19 protein-coding genes are annotated in these 22,451 nt (G+C 62.2%); 16 read left to right on the top strand and 3 right to left on the bottom strand.

Translation table 11 applies throughout. The features are described 5' to 3' along the window. Positions 1-20: 20 nt before the first annotated feature. The gene (locus AC1D06_RS05310) at positions 21-1,814 is read right to left on the bottom strand and encodes an acyl-CoA dehydrogenase C-terminal domain-containing protein (RefSeq protein WP_477985440.1); all 1,794 of its coding nucleotides are present in this window, start codon (positions 1,812-1,814) and stop codon (positions 21-23) included. 252 nt (positions 1,815-2,066) lie between these two features. Between AC1D06_RS05310 and AC1D06_RS05305 the strand changes: the two genes are divergently transcribed. From AC1D06_RS05305 to AC1D06_RS05295, 3 genes are all read left to right on the top strand, one after another. Further along, positions 2,067-2,240: a hypothetical protein gene (locus AC1D06_RS05305; RefSeq protein WP_477877713.1), complete on the top strand. Its 174-nt coding sequence runs from the start codon at positions 2,067-2,069 to the stop codon at positions 2,238-2,240. A gap of 366 nt (positions 2,241-2,606) precedes the next feature. Continuing rightward, entirely contained in the window at positions 2,607-6,416 is a 3,810-nt protein-coding gene (locus tag AC1D06_RS05300) for a peptidoglycan-binding protein (RefSeq protein ID WP_477985439.1), read from the top strand. Positions 6,417-6,566: 150 nt separating this feature from the next. Next, a complete protein-coding gene (locus AC1D06_RS05295) occupies positions 6,567-8,162 on the top strand; it encodes an adenylate/guanylate cyclase domain-containing protein (RefSeq protein WP_477985438.1) in 1,596 nt (531 codons plus the stop codon). Positions 8,163-8,190: 28 nt separating this feature from the next. Here AC1D06_RS05295 and AC1D06_RS05290 read toward each other — a convergent pair whose 3' ends face one another. Beyond that, the gene (locus AC1D06_RS05290) at positions 8,191-9,660 is read right to left on the bottom strand and encodes an MATE family efflux transporter (protein WP_477985437.1); all 1,470 of its coding nucleotides are present in this window, start codon (positions 9,658-9,660) and stop codon (positions 8,191-8,193) included. A gap of 260 nt (positions 9,661-9,920) precedes the next feature. Between AC1D06_RS05290 and AC1D06_RS05285 the strand changes: the two genes are divergently transcribed. The 13 genes from AC1D06_RS05285 (at position 9,921) to AC1D06_RS05225 (ending at position 21,990) form a co-directional block, all read left to right on the top strand. Beyond that, on the top strand, positions 9,921-10,376 hold the full coding sequence (locus AC1D06_RS05285; RefSeq protein WP_477985436.1) for a hypothetical protein: 456 nt from the start codon (positions 9,921-9,923) through the stop codon (positions 10,374-10,376). Position 10,377: 1 nt separating this feature from the next. Next, positions 10,378-10,728 carry a YidB family protein gene (locus tag AC1D06_RS05280; RefSeq protein WP_477877708.1) on the top strand — a complete coding sequence of 117 codons (351 nt, stop codon included), beginning with the start codon at positions 10,378-10,380 and terminating at the stop codon, positions 10,726-10,728. A gap of 153 nt (positions 10,729-10,881) precedes the next feature. Further along, entirely contained in the window at positions 10,882-11,301 is a 420-nt protein-coding gene (locus AC1D06_RS05275) for a hypothetical protein (protein ID WP_477985435.1), read from the top strand. 380 nt (positions 11,302-11,681) lie between these two features. Further along, positions 11,682-12,767 (top strand): DUF2252 family protein, encoded by a 1,086-nt coding sequence (locus AC1D06_RS05270; RefSeq protein ID WP_477985434.1) that lies wholly within the window; start codon positions 11,682-11,684, stop codon positions 12,765-12,767. A gap of 164 nt (positions 12,768-12,931) precedes the next feature. Further along, positions 12,932-13,900 carry an acrylyl-CoA reductase family protein gene (locus tag AC1D06_RS05265; RefSeq protein ID WP_477985433.1) on the top strand — a complete coding sequence of 323 codons (969 nt, stop codon included), beginning with the start codon at positions 12,932-12,934 and terminating at the stop codon, positions 13,898-13,900. Between the two features lie 312 nt (positions 13,901-14,212). Next, positions 14,213-15,475 carry a GAF domain-containing sensor histidine kinase gene (locus tag AC1D06_RS05260; protein ID WP_477985432.1) on the top strand — a complete coding sequence of 421 codons (1,263 nt, stop codon included), beginning with the start codon at positions 14,213-14,215 and terminating at the stop codon, positions 15,473-15,475. Next, the gene (locus AC1D06_RS05255) at positions 15,475-16,224 is read left to right on the top strand and encodes a response regulator transcription factor (RefSeq protein WP_477877703.1); all 750 of its coding nucleotides are present in this window, start codon (positions 15,475-15,477) and stop codon (positions 16,222-16,224) included. The genes AC1D06_RS05260 and AC1D06_RS05255 overlap by 1 nt, the downstream gene beginning before the upstream one ends. 112 nt (positions 16,225-16,336) lie before the next feature. Beyond that, positions 16,337-16,528 carry a tautomerase family protein gene (locus AC1D06_RS05250; protein ID WP_477877702.1) on the top strand — a complete coding sequence of 64 codons (192 nt, stop codon included), beginning with the start codon at positions 16,337-16,339 and terminating at the stop codon, positions 16,526-16,528. Between the two features lie 4 nt (positions 16,529-16,532). Next, on the top strand, positions 16,533-17,417 hold the full coding sequence (locus tag AC1D06_RS05245; protein ID WP_477985431.1) for an SMP-30/gluconolactonase/LRE family protein: 885 nt from the start codon (positions 16,533-16,535) through the stop codon (positions 17,415-17,417). 147 nt (positions 17,418-17,564) lie between these two features. Next, positions 17,565-18,581 (top strand): substrate-binding domain-containing protein, encoded by a 1,017-nt coding sequence (locus AC1D06_RS05240; RefSeq protein WP_477985430.1) that lies wholly within the window; start codon positions 17,565-17,567, stop codon positions 18,579-18,581. An 11-nt stretch (positions 18,582-18,592) separates the two neighbouring features. Beyond that, positions 18,593-20,059, top strand: coding sequence for a sugar ABC transporter ATP-binding protein (locus tag AC1D06_RS05235; protein ID WP_477877747.1), 1,467 nt, complete (start codon positions 18,593-18,595; stop codon positions 20,057-20,059). A 1-nt stretch (position 20,060) separates the two neighbouring features. Then, complete coding sequence (locus AC1D06_RS05230) at positions 20,061-21,041, top strand: ABC transporter permease (protein WP_477985429.1); 981 nt, start codon at positions 20,061-20,063, stop codon at positions 21,039-21,041. 1 nt (position 21,042) lies between these two features. Continuing rightward, positions 21,043-21,990, top strand: a complete 948-nt coding sequence (locus AC1D06_RS05225; protein ID WP_477985428.1) for an ABC transporter permease — start codon at positions 21,043-21,045, stop codon at positions 21,988-21,990. Between the two features lie 8 nt (positions 21,991-21,998). Here AC1D06_RS05225 and AC1D06_RS05220 read toward each other — a convergent pair whose 3' ends face one another. After that, on the bottom strand, positions 21,999-22,337 hold the full coding sequence (locus AC1D06_RS05220; protein WP_477985427.1) for a lysozyme inhibitor LprI family protein: 339 nt from the start codon (positions 22,335-22,337) through the stop codon (positions 21,999-22,001). Between the last annotated feature and the right edge of the window lie 114 nt (positions 22,338-22,451).

Here is a 22,451-nt window from a genome sequence, read left to right as displayed (position 1 = left end):
TTAGGTGATGCATCCGCAAACTAAAACGCTTCAGCCGCCAGCGCCATCACATTGTCCGCGCCGCTCTCGATCCGAGCCTTGCGCAGCGCCGTCTCCGGCATCAGGCGGTCCATGTAGAATTTCGCGGTCACCAGCTTGTTGTTGAGGAAATCCGCGCGGCTGTCGCCGGCGTCGAGCTTCTCATAAGCCGTCTTGGCGCTGAGGCCCCACATATAGCCGAGCACGACCAGGCCGAAGAGATGCATGTAATCCGTGGCGCCGGCGCCGGCATTGTCGGGCTTGGCCATGGCGTTCTGCATGAACCACATGGTCGCGGCCTGCGCATCGTTGAGGCCTTTCTTGATCGCCTTGGTGAAGGGTGCAAGCCGTTCATCGCTACGGTTTTCCTCGCAGAAATCGCCGATCTCCTTGAACACGGCCATCACGGCCCGGCCACCATTGGCGGCCAGCTTGCGGCCGACGAGGTCCATGGCCTGCACGCCGTTGGCGCCTTCGTAGATCATGGCGATGCGGGCATCGCGAACATACTGACTCATGCCGTTTTCCTCGATATAGCCGTGGCCGCCGAACAGCTGTTGCGCCTGCACGGCGTTGTCGAAGCCGCGATCGGTCATCACGCCCTTGAGGATCGGCGTCATGATCGACAGGATGTCCTCCGCCTTTTGCCGCTCGGCGGCGTCCGGCGAGCGGTGGGCGATGTCGGACTGCAGCGCCGTATAGAGCAGGAAGGTGCGGCCGGCCTCGTTGATCGAACGGATCTGCATCAGCGCGCGGCGCACGTCCGGATGGACGATGATCGGATCGGCCTTCTTGTCCGGCACCTTGGGGCCGGTCAGCGAGCGGCCCTGGATGCGCTCGCGGGCATAATGGGCGGCACTCTGATAGGCGGCTTCGGAGACGGCGAGGCCCTGCAGGCCGACGCCGAGACGGGCTTCGTTCATCATTACGAACATGGCCGCAAGGCCGCGATTCTCTTCGCCGATCAGATAGCCCACCGCGTCGTCATGGTTGATGACGCAGGTGGCATTGCCGTGGATGCCCATCTTCTTTTCGATGGCGCCGCAGGAAACGCCATTGCGCTTGCCCGGCTTGCCATCGGCGTCGAGGATGAATTTCGGCACGATGAACAGCGAAATGCCCTTGGTACCCTCCGGTGCGCCCTCGATACGGGCCAGCACCAGGTGGATGATATTGTCGGTCATGTCATGCTCGCCGGCCGAGATGAAGATTTTCTGGCCGGTGATCTTGTAGGTGCCGTCGCCCTGCGGCACCGCCTTGGTGCGCAGCAAGCCGAGATCGGTGCCGCAATGCGGCTCCGTCAGGTTCATGGTGCCCGACCATTTGCCGGAAACCATGTTCGGCAGATAGGCAGCCTTCTGCGCATCCGAACCATGGACGAGGATGGCGGCAATGGCGCCGTTGGTCAGGCCGGGATACATCATCAGCGCCATATTGGCCGAGGACATATATTCGCCGACGGCACTGTGCAGCGTGTAGGGCAGGCCCTGGCCGCCGAAGGCCTCGGGCACGGAGAGACCCGACCAGCCGCCTTCGCAGTATTGGTCATAGCCCTGCTTGAAGCCCTTGGGCGGCGTCACCGAGCCGTCATCGTTACGGATGCAGCCCTCGACGTCGCCGACGCGGTTGAGCGGAAACAGCACTTCCTCAGAGAGCTTCGCCGCTTCGCCGGCAATGGCTTCGATCATATCGGGCGTGGCATCGGCGAAACCGGGGAGATTGTGGTATTTCTCGATGCCGAGGACATCGTTCAGCACGAACAGCGTGTCTTCGACGGGCGCTTTGTAAACCGGCATGCAATCTCTCCTCACCCAAGCCATTTTCGAACAAGGACACTAATACAAAATATTGACGTTTGCGTAAACGTCAGAATGCAGATTGCGGCGATTTGTTCGCTCTTCGGGTTCTTGAAGGGATGATCAAAAGTTTAAAATATTTTAATCGATTTTAATTTCGCAAGTGCGAAATCCTTCTTGCGGAGCATCAATTCTGTGGCATGATCCCTCGACGCCGCTCCCGGCAACCGTCGCCAACCGTCGGAGAAGCCTATGACTTTGAGCTTTCCCCTCACCAATGGTAGAGACGTCGATCTGCTCCTGAAGCACCTTGCGGCGCACAATCTCTCCTGTCCCGGAAACTGCACCCTTGCGGTAAAGATGAATATCGTCGTCGTCATCTCGCAATATGCCTATGCGCTGGCGACGGCAAAAACCGCCTGGTGATCAGTTTCCCTATAGTGACGAAATGATATCGCCGCCGGCCTGCTGCCGAACGGCCGTGACCGCGTCCGGATTTGGCAATCGCGGCTTCCCAGCCCGCACATTACTCAAAAATCACCTATTTTTAACGGCCTTCCGCTTACATTAACGGCTTGTTTACCATGATTTCTTAAAGCTCGTTAATGAAACGCGGTGCGGTGTACGATTTGCGCGCTTCCGGTGGTTTTAGCCAACTCGACAGCCCGGCGAAAGTCCGGCCTGTTACAACGAGGTGACGCATTCTATCCGGAGCACGCTGAAACGACAGCCATCCGAAAGGAATGGGCCGGATCAACCACATCCGGCGGTGGGATCGAGCGGGCTGGTGACATGAACGGATCACGATCAAATACCTCGGGTTACGGCGGCAAGTCCTCTCTGGACCAGCTCAACCGGACCATAGAGGGGCTTGAGGCGCGCATTCAGGGCCTGGTGAGCGAGCGCAAGGCGCCGACCCGCCCCTATCCTTCCGCGGGCAATCCCGTCGATGAAATCCTTGAGCGGCAGAGGGCGCTGAGCGCCCGAGACCGTGTCTCCGCCGCGATAGAGCGCAATCCCCGGCAAGAGCCAGAGCTTCGCCAACGGGAGGAAAGTCGCCCGCAGCGGGCCTGGTCCGAGCCGGAACGCGCAGCACAGCCCACCCAATCGGCAGCGCTTGACGATATTGCCGGCGCATTGGCCGCACTTCGCGCTGAACTGAAGCGAGGCCTCAACACCGATCGCCTGGCTTACGATCTCGGCGAAATCCGCAACGACATGCGCAGTCTCAAGAGTGTCGCGGCCAGTTCGCATGGCGGCGATGAAGTGATCCGCAATGAGCTGATACGGCTGGGCGACAGCATCGACCGGCTCGGCGACACCCGTCACGTCCAGACCAGCGACGATCTGCGGGCCGATCTCGACGACCTGCGCCACATGGTGTCCGGACTTGCCCGCGAGGACAGCCTGCGCCACTTCGAGGGACGCTGGGATCGCACGGAAGCGTCGATCGCCGCGATCGATCCGGAACCGCTGAAACAGGAACTTGTCAATCTTGCCTGGCGGGTCGACGAGATGAAAACCGGCCTCGGCAACGCCAATGCCGGTCCGGCAGTGCGTGCACTCGAGGACAAGCTGATTGCGCTGGCAAGTTCCGTCGAGGCGCTCGGCCGCAGCGTCGAAGCCCGCACGGATATGTCGGAACAGTTCGGCTGGCTTGATGGCCGGCTCGACGAGATCAGCCGCGCCATTGCCGCCAGCACCAGCCAGAGCGCCGCCAGCACCGATAGCGCCGCCTTCCAGCGGCTTGAGAACCGCATCGGCGAACTGACCGCGCATATCGACTTGCTGCAGGCGCCGGATCACGAAAGCGAGATCGTCGGGCAGATCGAAGCTTTGACCGCCCGGATCGACGAACTCGCCAACGAGGATGCGGCGCAAAAGCTCGAAGATCGGATCGGCCAGCTTTCCAAGCTGATCGAGCGCAATTTCCGCGAGGCGCCGCAGGCCCCTGAAGTTTCCACCCATCTCGCCGACATTTCGCGCAAGATCGATGGTCTCAATGCACCCGGCGAAGCCTTGATGGAGCGGCTGGAACTGCTGACCCGCAAGCTCGACGAACTTGAACATCCGGCGGCGGCTGTCGTTTCGGCACCGGCTTTCGACCATGCGGACATGTCCCGACTGGAGAGCCGCCTGAGTGAAATCGCCTTTCGTCTCGACGAGAGTGTCGCAGCGCCTGCCGCCGACACGACTGCGATCCGCAATCTCGAAACCCAGATTGCGTCGCTGTCCGCCCTGCTGAGCACGCCCGGCGCTGCCCCGGTCGTCGCGGCAGGCGATCCCTTCGCCGAACGGATGACGGCGATCGAAGACTATCTCGCTTCCAGCGATGAATTCATCGTCGAGGCCGCACGCCAGGCTGCCGAGGCGGTGGTCGAGGCCTATTCGCGCAGCAGTGTCACGCCGCATGCCGCGATCCCCGCCGATATCTCGGCGCTTGCCGGGCTGGCCGAGGATCTGCGCGCACTCGAGGCGCATACGCGATCGAGCGAAGAGCGGACGGCCGAAACCTTCTCGGCACTGCACCAGACACTGGTGCAGATTGCCAATCGCCTGGACGATCTGGGCGAGCATGGTGTCGCCGCTCCGGCACCGGCCGCGGTTCGCATGGAGCGCGAGGTTCCGCGCGACATCGAACCCGTTGCTGCTGCCGCCAGAATGCCGAAGGCGACGCAGCCGGAATTCGACGAAATTGCCGCGGCCATCGAGGAGCCGCCGGTCCGCTCAGCGCCGAAGAATTCCAAGGTGGATGTCCTTCAGGACGTCGACATGCTGCTCGATGCCGCCGATGCGGACATTTCCGCCGATGCCGCAGCCCAGCCGACCCTTGGCTCGGCAAAGGAAAAGCCTGCTTCCAAGAGCCTGATCGCCGGCCTGGCGGCCAAGTTGATGCCGGGCAAGAAGGAAAAGGCCGAGGCGCGCGTCGCTATCGAACCGGCGCCGGCGCTCGACGCAGGCGAGATGATGGTGGCGTCGGAAAGCGAAAGCCTGCTGATGGAGCCCGGCTCCGGCGTGCCGGATGTCAAGAAGATCATGGAGCGCGTGCGTGCCGGGCAGAAGGCCGGCAATGGCGTCAGCAAGGCCGCTCCGGCCGGCCAGGCCGACGTGATCGCCGCCGCCCGTCGTGCCGCTCAGGCGGCTGCGCAGGAGACGGCCGGAAAGAAGTTCACTCAGCCTGCCGCCAAGGGCAAGGATAAAGATAAGTCCGCCAAGCCCGACAAGGAATCGAAGTCGATCTTCGGTGCCGCCGGCGAGAGCCGCCGTCCGATCCTGCTTGCCGCGGCTGCCGTGCTGCTCGTCGTCATGTCCTATCCGCTGGTCTCCAACCTGATCGGCCGGCATCATGCCGCCCCTCCGCCGGTCGCCCAGACCCGCAGCTTGGACATCAAGGCGGATCAGAACGTCAACGCCGACGTCAATGCGGACAAGTCCGCGCCGGTCAAGCCGGATGCGAAGCCCGCTGCGAAGAAGGCGGATATGGGCAAGGAGCGGCTGCTTGCGCCAGCCGACAATGCCGACAACGCGACGTCGCTGCAAAAAACCGACGACATGGCGCCGGCGGAAAAAATCACCATTCCGGCCGCCGATCTCAGCAAGCCGGCCGATGCCGATCCGGCGCTGGCGACCGACAAGGCCAAGCCAGGCGACAACGCCGCGGCCCAGCCGATGATCAAGGACAAGGTCGCGACGGCCGAAACGCAGACGGACACCAAGACCATTCCGGCCGCGACGCCGGAGCTGCCCGCCGGCCTGCAGCCCGCTTCGCTGGTCGAGGCGGTCAAGAAAGCCGATGCGCTCGCCTATTTCGAAATGGGTTCTCGCTATACCGATGGCCGCGGGGGCATGAAGATCGACCTTGCTGCGGCCTCCAAATGGTATCAGCTCGCCGCAGACAAGGGCATTGCGCCCGCTGAATACCGCCTTGCCAGCTTCTACGAGAAGGGCACGGGCGTGGCGCGCGATCTCGACAAGGCGCGGACGCTCTATCTATCGGCCGCGGAAAAAGGCAATGCCAGCGCCATGCACAATCTCGCGGTGCTTTATGCCACGGGCGCCGCCGGCAATCCGGATTTCACGCAAGCCGCCCACTGGTTCGAGGCTGCGGCCGATTTCAATGTCCGCGACAGCCAGTTCAATCTCGCCATCCTTTATGCGCGCGGCAGCGGCGTCAAGCAGGACCTGACCGAGAGCTACAAGTGGTTCGGCATTGCCGCCCGGCAGGGCGACCAGGATGCGGCGCAGAAGCGAGACGAAGTGGCCAATGCGATGAGCGCCGAGCAGCTCAAGACCGCCAAGGCCAAGCTCGACCTCTGGAAGCCGAAGGAGATGAACGACAGCGCCAACAATCCGATGGTGCCGGACGAATGGGCCACAAAGGGCAATACCACGGCGACGATCGACATGAAGCGGGCGATCCGCAACATCCAGGCGATCCTCAACAATAACGGCTTCGACGCCGGCAAGCCGGACGGCGAACTGGGCAAGAAGACGGTGGTGGCGATCAAGGCGTTCCAGAAATCCGTCGGCCTGGAGCCCAACGGCCAGATCGACGATGCGCTGGTCAAGGAACTGCTGAAGCGCAACAAGAAAGCCGCCTGAGAAAGCCGCGACTTACGCTCTTGGGTTTCCAAATTGCGGATAGTCTGTCCGCGTTTGCGAAGTATTTTTTACTGCGCCTTCAGCCTTTGAACTTGCTTTTTCATCCCGTCGAGGATGAGATGGCGGCATTGGCTGAAAAATTGCGCGGGAATGACTGTGAAAGTGCTGAGCCGCTTCTTTCTCGAACGCCCCTTCTGGGTGGTGGCGCTCATCGCTCTTGCCGTAGCGCTGCTGCCTGTTTGCGTCTGGCTCGATCTTCGCAACATTTCGGATCAGAATCTGCGCCGCCAGGCAACGACCCTCAACCACGTCATCACAGCATTTCGATCCTACTACGCCACCAATGTGGTCAATCGTGTCATTGCCGCAAACGGCGTGGCGCATCCGCTCAGCACCTATCATGACACGCCGGGCGGCATTCCGATTCCGGCGACGCTGTCCATCGAGCTCGGCCGGTCGATCGGTGACGAGGAGGGCGATGTCGACTATCGCTTCGTTTCGGAATTCCCGTTCACCAATCGCAAGCCGTACAAGCTCACCGCGTTCGAAACCGCGGCCCTGCACCAGTTCGAAGCCGATCATGGAACGTCGAAAGTCTCGACTGAGATCATCGGTGGCCTGCTCGACCGCAAGATCACCGTGGCGACACCGATCGTCATGGCGAGTGCCTGCGTCGCCTGCCACAACACGCATCCGCAGAGCCCCAAGAAAGATTGGAAGGTTGGCGATGTCAGAGGCATCCAGGCGATAACGGTGCAGCAGCCGCTGGCGTTCAGTGTACTGTCGTTCCGCTGGCTGTTGAGCTATATGGCGGTTGCCGGCGGTTTTGGCCTCATGTTTGCCATCGGTCAGTTCGGGCTGGCGCGCGAATTCCAGGGGCTGAATGCCGAATTGCAACTGAAGAACGACTTCCTGTCGAAGATTTCCGCCAGCCTTTCCAAATATCTGTCGCCGCAGATCTACCGGACGATATTCCACGGCGAAAAGGACGTTGCGATCTCTACGGAGCGCAAGAAGCTGACGGTGTTCTTTTCCGACATAAAGGATTTCACCGCCACAACCGAGCGGCTGCAGCCGGAAGAACTGACGACGCTGCTCAACGAATATTTCACCGAGATGTCGAGCATTGCCGAGGCGCATGGCGCGACCATCGACAAGTTCATCGGCGACGCCATCGTCGCCTTTTTCGGCGACCCCATCAGCCATGGCGTGGTCGAGGACGCACGCGCCTGTGTCACCATGGCGATCGCCATGCAGCATCGCCTTGCCGATCTGGAGCGCAAGTGGCGGCGGCGTGGTTTCGAACAGCCTTTCCGTGCCCGCATGGGGATCAATACAGGCTATTGCAATGTCGGCAATTTCGGCTCGGAATCGCGCATGGACTATACGATCATTGGCGCGGAGGCCAATCTCGCTGCGCGACTGGAGGGCATCGCCAAGCCGGGCGGCATTGTCATGAGCTATGAAACCTGGGCGCATGTACAGGATCTGGTGGTTGCCGTGCCGCTTGCGCCGACCCGCTTCAAGGGCATTTCACGCGAAGTCATCCCCTACGAGGTGATTTTGCCTGATTTGGCCGACGATGCCGCATTTGTGCTCAAGGAAAATGTCCCCGGTCTGCAGATTGTCGCCAATTTGGGAACCATGGACGGCTCCGCCCGGCAGGAGGCACGTGCCGCGCTTCGCCGGATTTTGGACGCGGTGGAGGCAAATGACGCCGTCGGGAAGACCACTCCCGAAGCTTGATGGCCGGGTCAATCGAGCGCGTGCGGCGTCACGACGTCTCGGCCCCCATCGCCGCCCTTTGCCTGGGCACGCCCAGCCCTGTGTCCGGCGGCTCGCCGGCGGCGGGGCGCTCTTCCTCGATCATGTGCATGCTGCGCCAGCGGCCGAATCGGTAATAACCGATCGCCAGCACGAGCGAGCAGATCGAGCCCACCGGAAAACTCCACCACAGGGCCTCCGGGCCAAGCGCGTCCTTGAAGCCGTAGGCGAAGCTGGTGCGCACCACCAGCAGCGAGATCGTCAGGATGATCAGCGGCGGGGTGACGGCGCCGGTGGCCCGGACGGTGGCGAAGATCACGATCGTCACGCCGAACAGGACGAATGACCACGAGGCCAGCGTATTGATATGCGTCGCGGCGTCGATTGCCGCCGTATTGCCGCTGAGGAACAGGCCAAGCACCGGCCGGTCGAAGACGAAGAGCAGCGCCACCAGCGTGCCGGTCATGGCCAGGTTGAAGGCGATGCCCGCGCCGGCGATCTTGCCGATCCGATCCCAGCGTTTGGCGCCGACATTCTGCGCTGCCATCGAGGAGACCGCGGCGCCGATCGCCAGCGCCGGCATCTGGATATAGGTCCAGAGCTGGGCGGCAATGCCGTAAGCGGCGGCCGTCTGCGATCCATAGGCGTTGACCAGTCCCATCAGCACCAGCGCCGATACGGAGATGACGATCATCTGTAAGCCCATCGGGATGCCCTTGAAGATGACCAGCCGGAGCAACTTCGGATCGGGGATCAACAGCCGGAGATCGGCGCCGGCGAGCCTGAGCGGATGTTTTCTCGCATAGAGCAGGATGAGGATCGCGACCACGCTGACCGTCTGGCCGATCAGTGTCGATGTGGCGGAACCGGCAATGCCGAGTTTCGGGAAAGGGCCGATGCCGTCGATCAGCAGCGGATTGAGCGCGATGTCGAGCACCACCGCCAGCGCCATGAACAAGAACGGCGTGCGGGAATCGCCTGCGCCGCGCAGGATGGTCATGACGAAGCTCAGAAGGTTCATCGCCGGCACGGCAACGAAGATGATGCGGAGATATTGCCGCGCCAGCGGCATGGCGTCGGCGGGTGTGCCGAGCAGCGACAGGATGGTGTCAACGAACAACCAGCCGCCGATGGCGAAGATCGCCGAGACGAGGAAGAAGAACACCGCGCTGGTGCCGACGATGCGTTTGGCCTCCGGCAGGTTGCGGGCGCCGACCGACTGCGCCACGAGAATGGTCGCCGCCATGCCGATGCCGAACATGGTGCCGAGCATCAGGAAGAGCACGAGATTGGCATTTGAGGTGGCGGCCAGCGCCGATTGCCCGAGGAAGCGGCCGACCCAGACAGCATTGACCGAGCCATTCAGCGATTGCAGGACATTGGCGCCAAGCACCGGCAGGGCGAAGAGCAGAAGCGTGCTTGGAATGGGACCGCTGGTCAGCCGGTTGCCGCTGCCTTTTTGTGGCTTCGCCTGGTCCATGGCCAAATCTTTCACTTCGGAGGGTTCAACTTCGGCTTACATGATGTCCGTCAATTATGGAAAGAGAGAGGAAAGGATTTCTGTTCCTTGGATCTGACAAATTGCGCGCGCGATGCTGCAACGCACTGGTTTCGTTCATGTTCTAGTCAGCTTGAGGCCAATAGTTATATTTCCGGACCATCGGCGGCTTTGCCCGATTGACACGGAATTTTACCGGGTTGATAGTCGCGTGGCCACGATGCAACAGGAAGGGAATTCCTATGATCACTCGCGCTGCAATCCTTACAACACTCGCACTTTTCGGGTCAGCCGCCGTGCTTGGCCTATCGGCCAGTTCGGCATCCGCGCTGACCATGAAAGAGTGCAGTGCCAAATATAAGCTCGCTCAGCAGAACAACACGCTGAACGGTGTCAAGTGGAACGACTTCCGCAAGTCGCAGTGCGGCGCTGACGCCGAAGCCGAGCCGGAAGTGACCGAAAAGGCCAATGAGAATGCCGAGCCGGCGAAGCCGACGGTAACGGCGCCGTCGGGCGTGAACTTCCCGACCAAGGTCGATGCGAAATACGCCAAGGAATCTGCTGGCAAGGCGCGCATGCACACTTGCGTTGACGCGTATCATGCCAACAAGACCGCCAACACGCTGGGTGGCCTGAAGTGGATCCAGAAGGGCGGCGGTTTCTACTCGCTCTGCAACGCGAAACTGAAGGCGTCATGATATGGGCCTGTTCGATAGTCTCACGGGAATTCTGGAGAATGCCATTGCATCGCATCCGGGCGGCGTAAGCGGGCTGTTGTCCGAGGCGTTCACCGAGATTGGCGGCATGGACGGTATCGTCAACCAGCTCAACCAGGCCGGCCTCGGCTCCAAGGTCAATTCCTGGCTGGGCAAGGGCGACAACGTGCCGCTGACGGCCGACGAGATCAACTCCGTTCTGAGCAGTGGGCAATTGCAGCAGATCGCGGCCAAGCTCGGCGTCTCGGTCGATCAGGTGCCGCACTTGCTCGCCCAGCATCTGCCATCGGCGGTCGACCAGGCCAGCCCGGACGGTGTGCTCGCGTCGCGGTGAAGCGTGCCGGGGCGGCAGAAGTGCCGCCCCTTCAGCACATGTTGTCGCGGTGGATCGCCGTGCCTTCAATCTTCGCACTATCGGGTCGCGGTTGCGAAGTCCGATCCCGCCGGCTATTGCGTCGGCAAGTCGGTCGATGGCGGCTGGTCCGCCATGTGTGTTCATCCAGCGCAGCACCCGGCACGCCGCCTTCGGATAGAGATCGTCGCGCTCGGCATGCTCGACCCAGTCTGCGCGCGACGCCGGCAGGTCGGCCGCCGGTGCGGCGGTGCATCGATCGGCCGCGCCCTCCGGCTTGAGATAACGCGGGTCGCCGGACACGACCACTGCCAAGCCCTCGTCGAACCACTGCGGCACGGCTCGCTCGAATGTCTTCCATCGGCCGGTTCGACGATGCAGCTCGATATGCGAAAGTTCGTGCGCCGCGATCACCGGATTGTCGCCGCCTGGCGCAAGCACGAGTGCGATGCCGAACATCGCCATGCCGCGCGATCCGCCGCCCATCTTGCGGTAGCAATCGTCGCTGGCGCAGACAAGGATACGCGGATCCCCCCGCCGCTCGCCGTAGAATGAGGACACTTTGTCGCGGGCCTCTGTGATGAATTGTTCCGTCTGCCTTCGTTCGACCTGCTGCATGGTGCGGTCGATGTAGATATTGTCGCCAAGCGAAGTGAAATCGTGGCAGGAAGGGCAGGCCACGGCCGCGGCAGCAGGATAGGCCAAGACCACCGTGATGAGTGCTGCGAGCAGCAGGCCGGCAAGGCCGAAATGACGCGCATGACATTCCTCCGAAGCGTCTGGACTGTCTGACCGCGGTCCGATCGAGGCAGTCGGAACTTGCTCTTTGTCAAGCTTGCGGCGAGGAAGTTTGTGTTGTTGCTGTCTGTGGCTCATCGTCGGCGCTATATCGCTTAGCCGCCCGTATACAAGAGAGGACCAAGGGGAGGTTGTCGATGTCTTTACCCACGATCGTCGAAGAGACCAAAGCCTATGAGACCTGGCTGCGCCAGCAGTGCCCGGTTGTCAAACAGGGTCTGGATGAGAAGCATGAGAAGATGGCGAGGAACGGTTTCCGGTTCTTCCGCGCCACGTGCTACCGGTTCGCCAGGCAACTTCCCCTTCTTCTGTCTGCACTTGCCGACGCGCCTCAGGTTCCGAGTGTTGGCGACGCGCATATTGAAAACTGGGGTACATGGCGGGATGCGGAAGGTCGCCTTGTCTGGGGCGTCAATGATTTCGACGAAGCCGCTATCCTGCCCTATACCTACGATCTGGTACGGCTCGCCACCAGCGCGCGTCTGGCCAAGACCCTGCCGATCGGCGATGACGAGGCTATAGATGCGATCCTGACCGGCTATCACAGTGGCCTCGACCAACCCCAGCCATTTGTGGTGGGCGCGGCGGATTGGTTTCAAGGGCTGCTCTACGATATGCACGAAGAAGCAAGTTCTTTCGATGACGAACTCGCGGAAGCGCAAAAGACGAAGAATGTCCCCGAGGATGTCGTGGCACTGCTGACAGCCCTGCTTCCCGGCGAGACCGAGGATATCGATATCCGCACCTGGCAGAAGGGAGGAGGCTCGCTTGGCCGGCCGCGTTATCTCGCTATCGGCCTGTGGCGCGGCGGTAAGGTCCTGCGGGAGGCCAAGGCGCTCGTGCCGTCCGCCTGGGACCCGGCAGGCAGCAATGACGGCGCCCTGTTCATGGAGCTGGCGAGAGGCAGGTATCGGGCGCCAGATCCTTTCCTCGAGGTTCGTCCCGGCTATATCGTGCGGCGTATCGCCTTCGATTCCCACAAGATCGATCTGACCGACGGTCGGGCAGCGAAATACAATGGCAAACTTCTCGAGAAGATGGGCGCCGACCTGGCTGCGATCCATCTCTCCGGTAATCGGGGACGGCAGCCTATCGTCGAAGATCTTGCAGCAAGGCATCCGAACTGGCTGCACGATGCGGCCCAGACGGCCGAGCACGCCGTCAAGGAGGATTACAAAGTCTGGAAGGCGTATTACGATGCCGCGCCGGCATCAAAAGGCTAGGTGAGGCTTCCTTCTGCACCTTGGCTATATCCCATCAGGCGATGCGCCTGGGTTTTCAGCTGCCTTCTATTTACTGCACCCTGCCAATGCCGCGAGAGTTTGGCTTGCAATCCTTTTGCAACAACTGGGCTAACGCGACTGGACAAGTGAGGAGGAAGACTGCGGTGAAAAGCTGGATTTTCAAGGACAAAGGCGACGCTGGCGGCTGGGTCGAGCATTCTGAAAACGATTTGCCGCCAGAATCTGTACTGATCGACGTCCTGCATTCGGCGATCAATTACAAGGATGCGCTGTCGATTACCCGTTTGGCGCCGATTTCGCGCAAATTTCCAATGGTGCCCGGCATTGATCTGGTTGGCGCGGTGCGCGAGGATGCGTCGGGCACTTTCAAGGTCGGCAACCGCGTTATCGCCACCGGCTTCGGCCTCGGCGAGACGCAATGGGGCGCCTATTCGACGCGGGCGCGGCTGAAACCCGAATGGCTGGTGAAACTGCCGGATGATCTTTCGAGCCGCGATGCCGCGGCGGTCGGCACGGCCGGCGTGACCGCGGCGCTGGCGCTGGACGCGCTCGAAGCCTATGGATTGCCGCTCGGCTCGGGCGAGATCGTCGTCTCCGGCGCCACCGGCGGCGTCGGCAGTTTTGCGCTGCGCTTGCTGGATGCCGCGGGTCATCACGCGGTCGCGATGACCGGCCGCCCGGAGGAAGAAGACTATCTGCGGGCGCAGGGCGCGAGGGATATCGTTGCGCGCGGCGAGTTCGAGCAGGACCCAAAACCGCTCGCCAAGGAGCGCTGGACGGCCGGCATCGACGTTGCCGGCGGCAAGATCCTGGCAAATATCCTGTCGACGACGAAATATGGCGGCTCGGTCGCCGCCTGTGGTCTCGCCGCGACCATGGACCTGCCGACATCGGTGGCGCCGTTCATCCTGCGCGGCGTCAACCTGCTCGGTGTGGATTCCGTCATGGCGTCGCAGGCAAAACGCGCCGCCGCCTGGAGGCGGGTGGGTGCGGCGATCGCCAAGCGGCCGCTTGATGATATGATCTTCGAACATAAGTTCGATGAGGTAGCCGATCTCGCCAAGGGCCTGCTCGCGTCGAAGAGCAAGGGGCGGATCGTATTGAGCTGGTAGATTGTGATTGGACTGGCGACTGTACCGGTTGCGCAAGTCCTCTCCCCGTTATTACGGCGGCGCAATCGCATATGACGCCAAGACCCCGCCCCAAACCCAGCCGCACCCACTGCGCCCCAATTGAGCCGAGCGGGTGCCGCGAGTCTTCTCCCCCCGCTGTGGGGGAGATGGCCGGCAGGCCAGAGAGGGTCTTTTCCAAATACGGCAGGGCCGCCATCCCAATCTGTCCTAAACATCGGATATAGAACAGGATGCCAACCTTCCCGAAAGATGGCATGATCGTCCTCAATGGTGCATGGAGGAGTGCAATTCATGCTCAGTCCCGGTACGGAACTGGTCGATCGGCTGCTGGCGATATCGCGGGCGTTTTCCGGCTATACCGATGTCGGCGCCGCCTTCCGGGCGACGGCGACCGAGATCGGCCGGCTGCTGCCGCACGACCATATGGACATCGCCGTGCTGCTCAAGGACGGCCGCAGTCATGTCTGCTATGAGACCGGCTGCTTCACCAGCTGGAGCGAATCCGTGCTGCATCCGTTGCAGATCGAAATGAGCCCGATCCGGGCGGTGCTGCGCGGCGAGGTCGACCATCTCCTCAGCGGCGATGCGCTGAAGGACCCCCGCTTCCACTTCGCCGGCGCTGCCGATGGCCCAATCTTTGCCGCTGAGCTCAGGAGCCGCGTCGTGGTGCCACTAAAGGCGCGTGGCAATATCGTCGGCGCGCTGAATGTCAGCCGGCATGCGCCCGATTGCTATTGTGACATCGATGTCGAGACGGCGCGGCACTGCGCCGAGTTCATCGCGCCCTATATTTTCGCGCTCAGCCAGGCCGAGGAGGCGCGCCGGGCGCTGATCGCCGAGAGCGAGGCACGCAATCGCGAGGAACTGCTGCGCATAGGTGCGTCTCGACTTACAGAAGGTATGGAGCGCGAACGGCGGCGGATTGCCATGGATCTGCACGACCAGACGCTCGCCGATCTCGCGCGCGTCGTACGGCAGGTCTCGGCGATGCACCGCAACGGCATTGCCGGCGTCTCGCAACTCGCGGAACTGGAAGGCGAAGTCGTCAATTGCCTGACCGAGCTGCGCCATATCGTCGACGACATGCGGCCGAGCGTGCTGGAACTCTTCGGCTTGCGCGACGCGATCGAGGCGCATCTCAACCGCAGCGTCAGCCGCGCGGTGCCGTCGATCGCGGTGAGGATGCATGATGAATCCGGCGGGGCGGCGGAAGCCTTGCCGGAACGTATCCTGACGGCGCTTTATCGCATTGCGCAGGAGGCGATCAACAATGCCGTGCGGCATGCCGGTCCTCAGCGTATCGAGGTGAAGATCGAGGCAACGCCTGCTCTGCTGCGGATCGTCGTCACCGACGACGGGCGCGGCTGCGACACCGTCGATCCGAATGCCGGCGGCGGCATCGGCCATATGCACACGCGGGCGGCGCTGATCGGTGCGCGGCTGAGGATCCGGCGTGCGAGCCGCAAGGGTGGTACGCGTGTCGCGATCGAAATACCCCGGCCGGCTGACGCAGCGCCACCCGAAATTCCCATGACAACGACAGAGAGACACTGATGCTGGTGATGATCGCCGAGGATGACGGGCTGCATCGCGCCTTTGCGCGCAGCACCGTCGAGGATTTGTGGGCCGGGGATGTCGACGTGATCGAGGCAACAGCGGGCGACGTCGCCATCGATCTGGCCCGCCGCCACCAGCCGCCTTGCGTCGTGCTCGACCTGCAATTGCCCAAGGCCACCGGCATCGAAGTGGCGCGCTCGATCTGGAGCCATAGCCGGGACACGCATATCCTGTTCTGGTCGAACTTCGCTGACGAGTCTTATGTCCGTGGTGTCGCCCGCATCGTGCCGCCGGGCACGGTCTATGGCTATGTGCTGAAATCGGCGTCGGAAGAAGGCATGCGCTCGGCATTGCGCGGCGTCTTCGTCGATGGCCATTGCATCATCGATCGCGAGGTGCGCGGTATTCAGCATCGCGTCCAGGACCGGCTGGAAGGCATTACCGACAGCGAATATGAAAGCCTGATCGATGTGGCGCTCGGCCTGACCGACAAGGCGATCGCCATGCGGCGCGGGCTGTCGACACGCGGCGCCCAGGCGCGCATCCGCCATCTCTACGAAAAACTCGGCCTTGCCGATCTCGATGAAGGCGCGGGCGAAAGTTCGATGTTCAATTCGCGCACAAGGGCGATCTATCTCGCATTGGCGCGCGGGCTGATCAACATCGATGCGCTCCGGCGCGAGCAGGAAAATCTCGATGCCTGGCTGGAACGGCCCACTCCGCCCAAGGATATTCGTAAGCAATAGCCAACTTATTAAGAGTGTGTAAACGCACAGTCCAAGCTGTGGTTTGTGCGCTGGCGCCTCTCATCCGCCCGTGTCCTACTGTGCCAAAAGCAGGAAGCGGGGAGGACGCCCAATGCCATTCGTCAATATCCAGATTCTCAAGGGTCATTCCGAGGAGCGCAAGAAAGAGATTGCGCATCGGGTGACGGAAGTGATCGCCGACGTTGCCGAACTGCCGATGGATGCTATCTGGGTCGTGTTCGAAGATGTCGAGAGCGGCGATTGGTATGTCGGCGGCAACAAGGCCGTGAAACCGTCGCGTTAGCCCCATGACACTGATGACCCGCAATCCCGGCTTTGCCGATGTGGTCGGCGATGGTGCTCTTGAGGTGATCAAGAGCGGCATGGGTTTCACCGAAGGCCCCGTCTGGCACCCGTATGAGAAATGGCTGGTGTTCAGCGACATGCCGGAGAACCGGATGTATATCCGGCGGCCGGACGGCGCGATCGAGGATTTCCGCCGGCCGAGCAACAAGGCGAACGGCAACACGCTCGACCGGCAGGGCCGGTTGCTTACCTGCGAACATGCGCTGAGCCGCGTCACCCGCCAGGAAGCAGACGGCTCGACGACGGTAATCGCTACGCATTACGGCGACAAGGAACTCAACAGCCCCAATGACATCGTCGTGGCGACCGGCGGGGCGATCTACTTCACCGACCCGATCTTCGGGCGGGTTGAATATTATGGCGTGCCGCGCGAGCTGGAGCTGTCGTTTCGGGGCGTCTACCGGGTCAATCCTGATGGATCCGACTTGACGCTCCTGGCAGACGACTTCGGCCAGCCGAACGGGCTCTGCTTCTCGCTCGATGAATCGCGCCTGTTCGTCAACGACACCGAACGGCAGCATATCCGCGTCTTCAACATCACGCCGAAAGGTCAACTGACCGGTGGCGCAGTCTGGGCCGAGACGACTGGTGAAGGCGAGGGCGCGCCGGATGGCATGAAGATCGACAGCGTCGGCAATGTCTATTGCTGCGGGCCGGGCGGCATTCATGTCTTCGATCCATCGGGCAATGTGCTCGGCGTCATCGGCATGCCGGAGCCTTGCGCCAACTTCACCTTCGGCGACGAAGATCTGAAGAGCCTCTACATCACCGCTTCGAGCACGCTTTATCGGCTGAGGGTACGGGTGCCGGGCTTGAGACTGTTTTAGGGGCTTCGGCCCTGGGCGCGGCGACGCGCAAGACGAATGACCGCCGGCCATTGGTTGACGGCATGGGGTGCCTCGGGCACCATGAGGCCGGAATGCCGGGAGAGGACCGGCGGCCGGTAGAAGCCAACGTTCAACGGGAGGAATGATATGCGTAAACTCTTCGTACTCGGCGCACTGACCGCGATGCTCGCATCGGGCACGGCGCTCGCTGATACCAGTGGCAAGAAGATTGCCTTTTCCAACAATTATGCCGGCAATTCCTGGCGGCAGGCGATGCTGAAAAGCTATGACGCGGTCACCAAGAAGGCGGTCGCCGACAAGGTGGTCGCTGCCGCCGACGTCTTCACCACGGCCGACCAGGAAGTGCCGACCCAGGCCGCGCAGGTCCAGAACCTGATCCTGCAGGGCTATGACGCGATTGTCATCAACGCCGGCTCGCCGGATGCGCTGAATGGCGCGATCAAGCAGGCTTGCGATGCCGGTATCGTCGTCGTTTCCTTCGATGGCATCGTCAACGAACCCTGCGCCTACCGCGTCGTCGTCGACTTCAAGGACATGGGCAAGCAGGAAGTGGAGCAGATGAAGGCGCTGCATCCGGAAGGCGGCAACCTCCTGGAAATCCGCGGTCTGGCCGGCACCTCGATCGATGATGCCATCCATAATGGTCTGCTCGAAGGCGTGAAAGCGCATCCGGAATTCAAGATCGTCAATTCGGTGACCGGCAACTGGGACCAGACGACGGCGCAGAAGGCAGTCGCCACCGTGCTGCCGTCGCTGCCGGATGTCGTCGGCATCGTCGACCAGGGCGGTGACGGCTATGGTGCGGCGCAGGCCTTTGCCGCTGCCGGCAAGCCGCGCCCGACCATCATCATGGGCAACCGCCAGGACGAGCTGCAATGGTGGAAGGAACAGAAGGCCAAGGACGGCTACAAGACCTGGTCGGGCTCGATTGCGCCCGGCGTCTCGACGCTGGCTTTCTGGGTGGCGCAGCAGGTGCTCGATGGCCGCAAGGACATTCCGCATGACCTGCTGGTGCCGTATCTCGCCTTCACCCAGGATAACTTCGAAGCCGCCCTGCCGAACATCCCTGTCGGTGGCGTCGCCTCGGCGGAATATACCCAGGCTGATGCGATCAAGGCGATTGCCGACAATATCAAGAAGTGATCGTGGCATCTTTGGCGGACACATCCAAGGCCATCGTCAAGCTGAGCGACGCCGAAAAGCATTTCGGCGCCGTTCGCGCGCTTGATGGGGTGGATTTCCTCGTCCAGGCCGGCGAATGCGTCGGCCTGGTCGGACATAACGGCGCCGGCAAGTCGACGCTGATGCATATGCTGGCCGGGACAGGCGTGCTCGATCGCGGCCAGATGGTGGTGATGGACAGCGCCGAGACGGGCTATTCCGTCAGCCGCGCGAAGAAGGTCGGCATTCGCTGCGTGTTCCAGGAACTGTCGCTCTGCCCCAATCTGTCGGTGGCGGAGAACACGCGCATCAATCACCCGGCAATCCGGGGCTTTGGCTGGCGCCGCGAGGCGGCGAAGCTGATCAAGGCCAAGCTCGACGAGATTTTTCCGGACAACGGCATCGATCCCAACGATATCGTGGCCGACCTGTCGATCGGCCGGCGGCAGATGGTCGAGGTGGCGCGGGCTTTCACCGTCACCGACGATCCGCTCAACATGGTCATCCTCGACGAGCCGACTTCGTCGCTCGATGCGCATACGGCGGGCCAGTTGCTGGCCTTCGTCCGGCGCTTCGTCGATGGCGGTGGCAGCTGCATTCTGATTTCGCATGTTCTCGGCGAAATCCTCGACAATGCCGACCGCATCGTCGTCATGCGCGACGGCAAGGTGGTAGCAGTCGATGGGGCGAGAGCCTTCAACCGCCAACTGCTGGTCGCGACCATGGGCGGCGCGAGCCATCGTGAGAAGGCGGCGCGTGAACAGGGAGCGGATTGGTCGGTCGGTGAGGTACGGGTGCGTGCAAAGCCCAAACGCCAGAGCGATGGCGCCGAACTCGTTGCGCATGCCGGCGAGATCATTGGGCTCGCCGGCCTCGCCGGGCATGGCCAGACCGACCTGTTGCTCGATATTTTTCGTGGTGCTGCGCGGCGCAAGACAGGGATCGAGGTCGCTGGGCCGGTGGCGCTTGTGGCTGGCGACCGCCAGTCGGATGGCATCTTTCCACAATGGTCGATCAAGGAAAATATCGGCATCCGCTCCGTGGCGCGACTACGCTCCGGCCTGTTGATCTCGGAAACCCGCGAGGCCGAACTGGCCGACAGCTGGAAGCAGAAGATCGGCATTCGCACGCCCGACATGAACAACAACATCCTGTCGCTTTCCGGCGGCAACCAGCAGAAGGCGCTGTTTGCCCGGGCGCTCGGTTCCGATGCCGAGATCATTCTGATGGACGATCCGATGCGCGGCGTCGACATCGGCACCAAGCTCGATGTCTACGACCTCGTCCGCCAGGAAGCCAGGAACGGCCGTACCTTCATCTGGTACACGACCGAAACCGAGGAACTCGACAATTGCCATCATGTCTATGTCTTCAAGAACGGCCGCATCGTCGCCAATTTGCAGCGCGACGAACTGACCGAAGAGAAGATCATCCAGTCCTCGTTTGCGGAAGCGGTCTGAAATGACGACGGCCCCGCTTCGCAATATTGCCGGGCTGACCGGCGCGCAGGGCGCGGCAGGCCGGGCGCGGGCATTGCGCGCGCTTCTGCCGGCGCTGTCCCTGGCACTGGTGCTGATCGCCATTGCCTGGCTCAATCCGCGCGCCATTTCCTATTTCGGCTTCAGCCTGATGCTCAATCTGGCGATCCCGATTGCGCTCGCGACCATCGGCCAGATGTTCGTCATCGCCGGCAATGAGTTGGATCTGTCGATCGGCACCTTTGTTGGTTTCGTCGGCTGCGTCACGGCGACCTGGCTGCATGACGATCCGGCGATCGGCGTGCTTGTGCTTGTCGGCGGCATTGCGCTCTACGGGCTGCTCGGGGCGCTCATCCATCTGCGCAACCTGCCGTCCATCGTCGTCACGCTCGGCATGAGTTTCGTCTGGCAGGGGCTGGCGATCCTGATCCTGCCGAAGCCGGGCGGCAAGGCGCCGGAATGGCTGCAGGCGCTGACTTCATTCAAGCCGCCCTACATTCCCTTGCCGATCCTGGCGGCAATCCTGATTGCCGTGGTCGTGCAGTTCGGATTGATGCGCACCTCTTACGGTGCGGTGTTGCGCGGATCGGGTGGCAATCCGGCGGCATTGGCGCGCGCCGGCTGGTCGCTGCTCTGGACCAAGGTCGCGCTGTTCTCGCTTGCCGGCGTGTTCGGCGTGCTTTCGGGGATAACGCTGATCGGCATCACCTCGTCGGGCGACGCCAATATCGGCAACGGCTATACGCTGCTGTCGATCGCCGGCGTCATCCTCGGCGGCGGTGAATTCGTCGGCGGGCGCGTGTCGCCGATCGGCGCGGTCATCGGCGCACTGACGCTGGCGCTCGCGGCATCGTCGCTGCTGACCTTCATGCGCATTCCGCCCGACTGGCAGGTGGCGGCCAATGGCGCGATCCTGATCGTCGTTCTGGCCGCGCGCGCTTTGATCAGCCGCAGGGAGACGTAAGATGGCTTACGTGAAGATGATCGCATCGAAACCCTGGATCTGGTCCTTCCTCGGCGCGTTGCTGGTCTGGATTGCCACGATCGTGTTCACCGGTGGCGTCGGGGCCGGCGGCATGGTGACGGCGGCATTGTCGCTCGCCGTATTCATGGTGATTGTCGGCATCGGCCAGATGTTCGTCATCACGCTCGGCCCGGGCAATGTCGACCTGTCGCTGCCGGCCAATATCGGCCTGGCAAGTGCTGTGGCGATGAAGACCATGGACGGCCAGGACAGCATGATCGTCGTCGGCCTGATTGCGGCGCTTGCCTGCGGCGCGGCCATCGGTGCTGTCAATTACCTGCTGATCTGGGCACTGCGCATTCCGCCGATCATCGCGACCCTTTCGGCCAGCTTCATCATCCAGTCGGTCGATATCAGCTATGGCCGCGGCCTGCAGATCAAGCCGCCGCCGGGCTTTGCCGATTTCACCAATGTGCAGGTGCTGGGCATTCCCGTGCTGGCGATCCTGACGGCGCTCTTCACGCTTGGCGCGGCGATTGCGCTGCACCGGATGATCTATGGCCGTTCGGTCCTGGCGATCGGGCAGAATATCCGTGCCGCCTGGCTGGCTGGCGTCAATGTCGGCCGGATCCGGTTCCTGACCTACACGCTTTCGGGCACGCTCGGTGGACTGAATGGCGCGCTGCTGGCCGGCTATTTCCGCGGCGCCAATGTCGATATCGGCAATGAATATTTGCTGTCGTCGATCGCCGTCGTCGTCATCGGCGGCACGTCCGTGGCTGGCGGCAAGGCGAATGTACCGGGCATCTGGGGGGCTGCGCTGTTTCTGGTGCTGCTGCTCACCATGCTCAACACATTCGGCGTCAGTGCGGGCCTGAGATTATTATTTACCGGGCTAATCATCGTCGGTGTCATCACCGCCGCCGGCGGCCAGAAAGCGCTTCGGTAGATCGCGGCTCAGAAGGGGCCGCGGGAAGCGATGTCCTTGAACACCTTGTCGAGATCCGTAAGCCGCCGCTGGTAGGCGGCGCGGATGCAGGCGACGTCGCTGCCGCATTTGCCGCGCAGCGTCAGCCATGCCTTCTGCGCATCACGGATGGCGTCGCGCTGTCCCATCGCCACCATCTGCAATTCTATGTCGAGCACGGTCGCCATGCGCACATCGGCATCGTTGAGGTCGAGATGGGCGCAGATCGCCTTTTCGTCTGGGGCTTGCGCCTTGGCACAGTCGAAGCTCGCGGCTTCCGCGCTTGTCACAAACAGCAGAGAGAGGGCAAAGGCGAGATATTTCAGCATGATCCGCTCCGGTATTTTTGATTTCTTTTGGGGAAGTCTGTAACTGGAGCGTAGGTTCCGAAAGCTCTGTGAAATCCGGATGAATGGTTAAGGCGCCCGCACGTGGCGGGCGCC

The sequence above is a fragment of the Rhizobium sp. P2_G2 genome, assembly GCF_056403555.1.
This window is presented reverse-complemented; position numbering and strand designations above follow the sequence as displayed.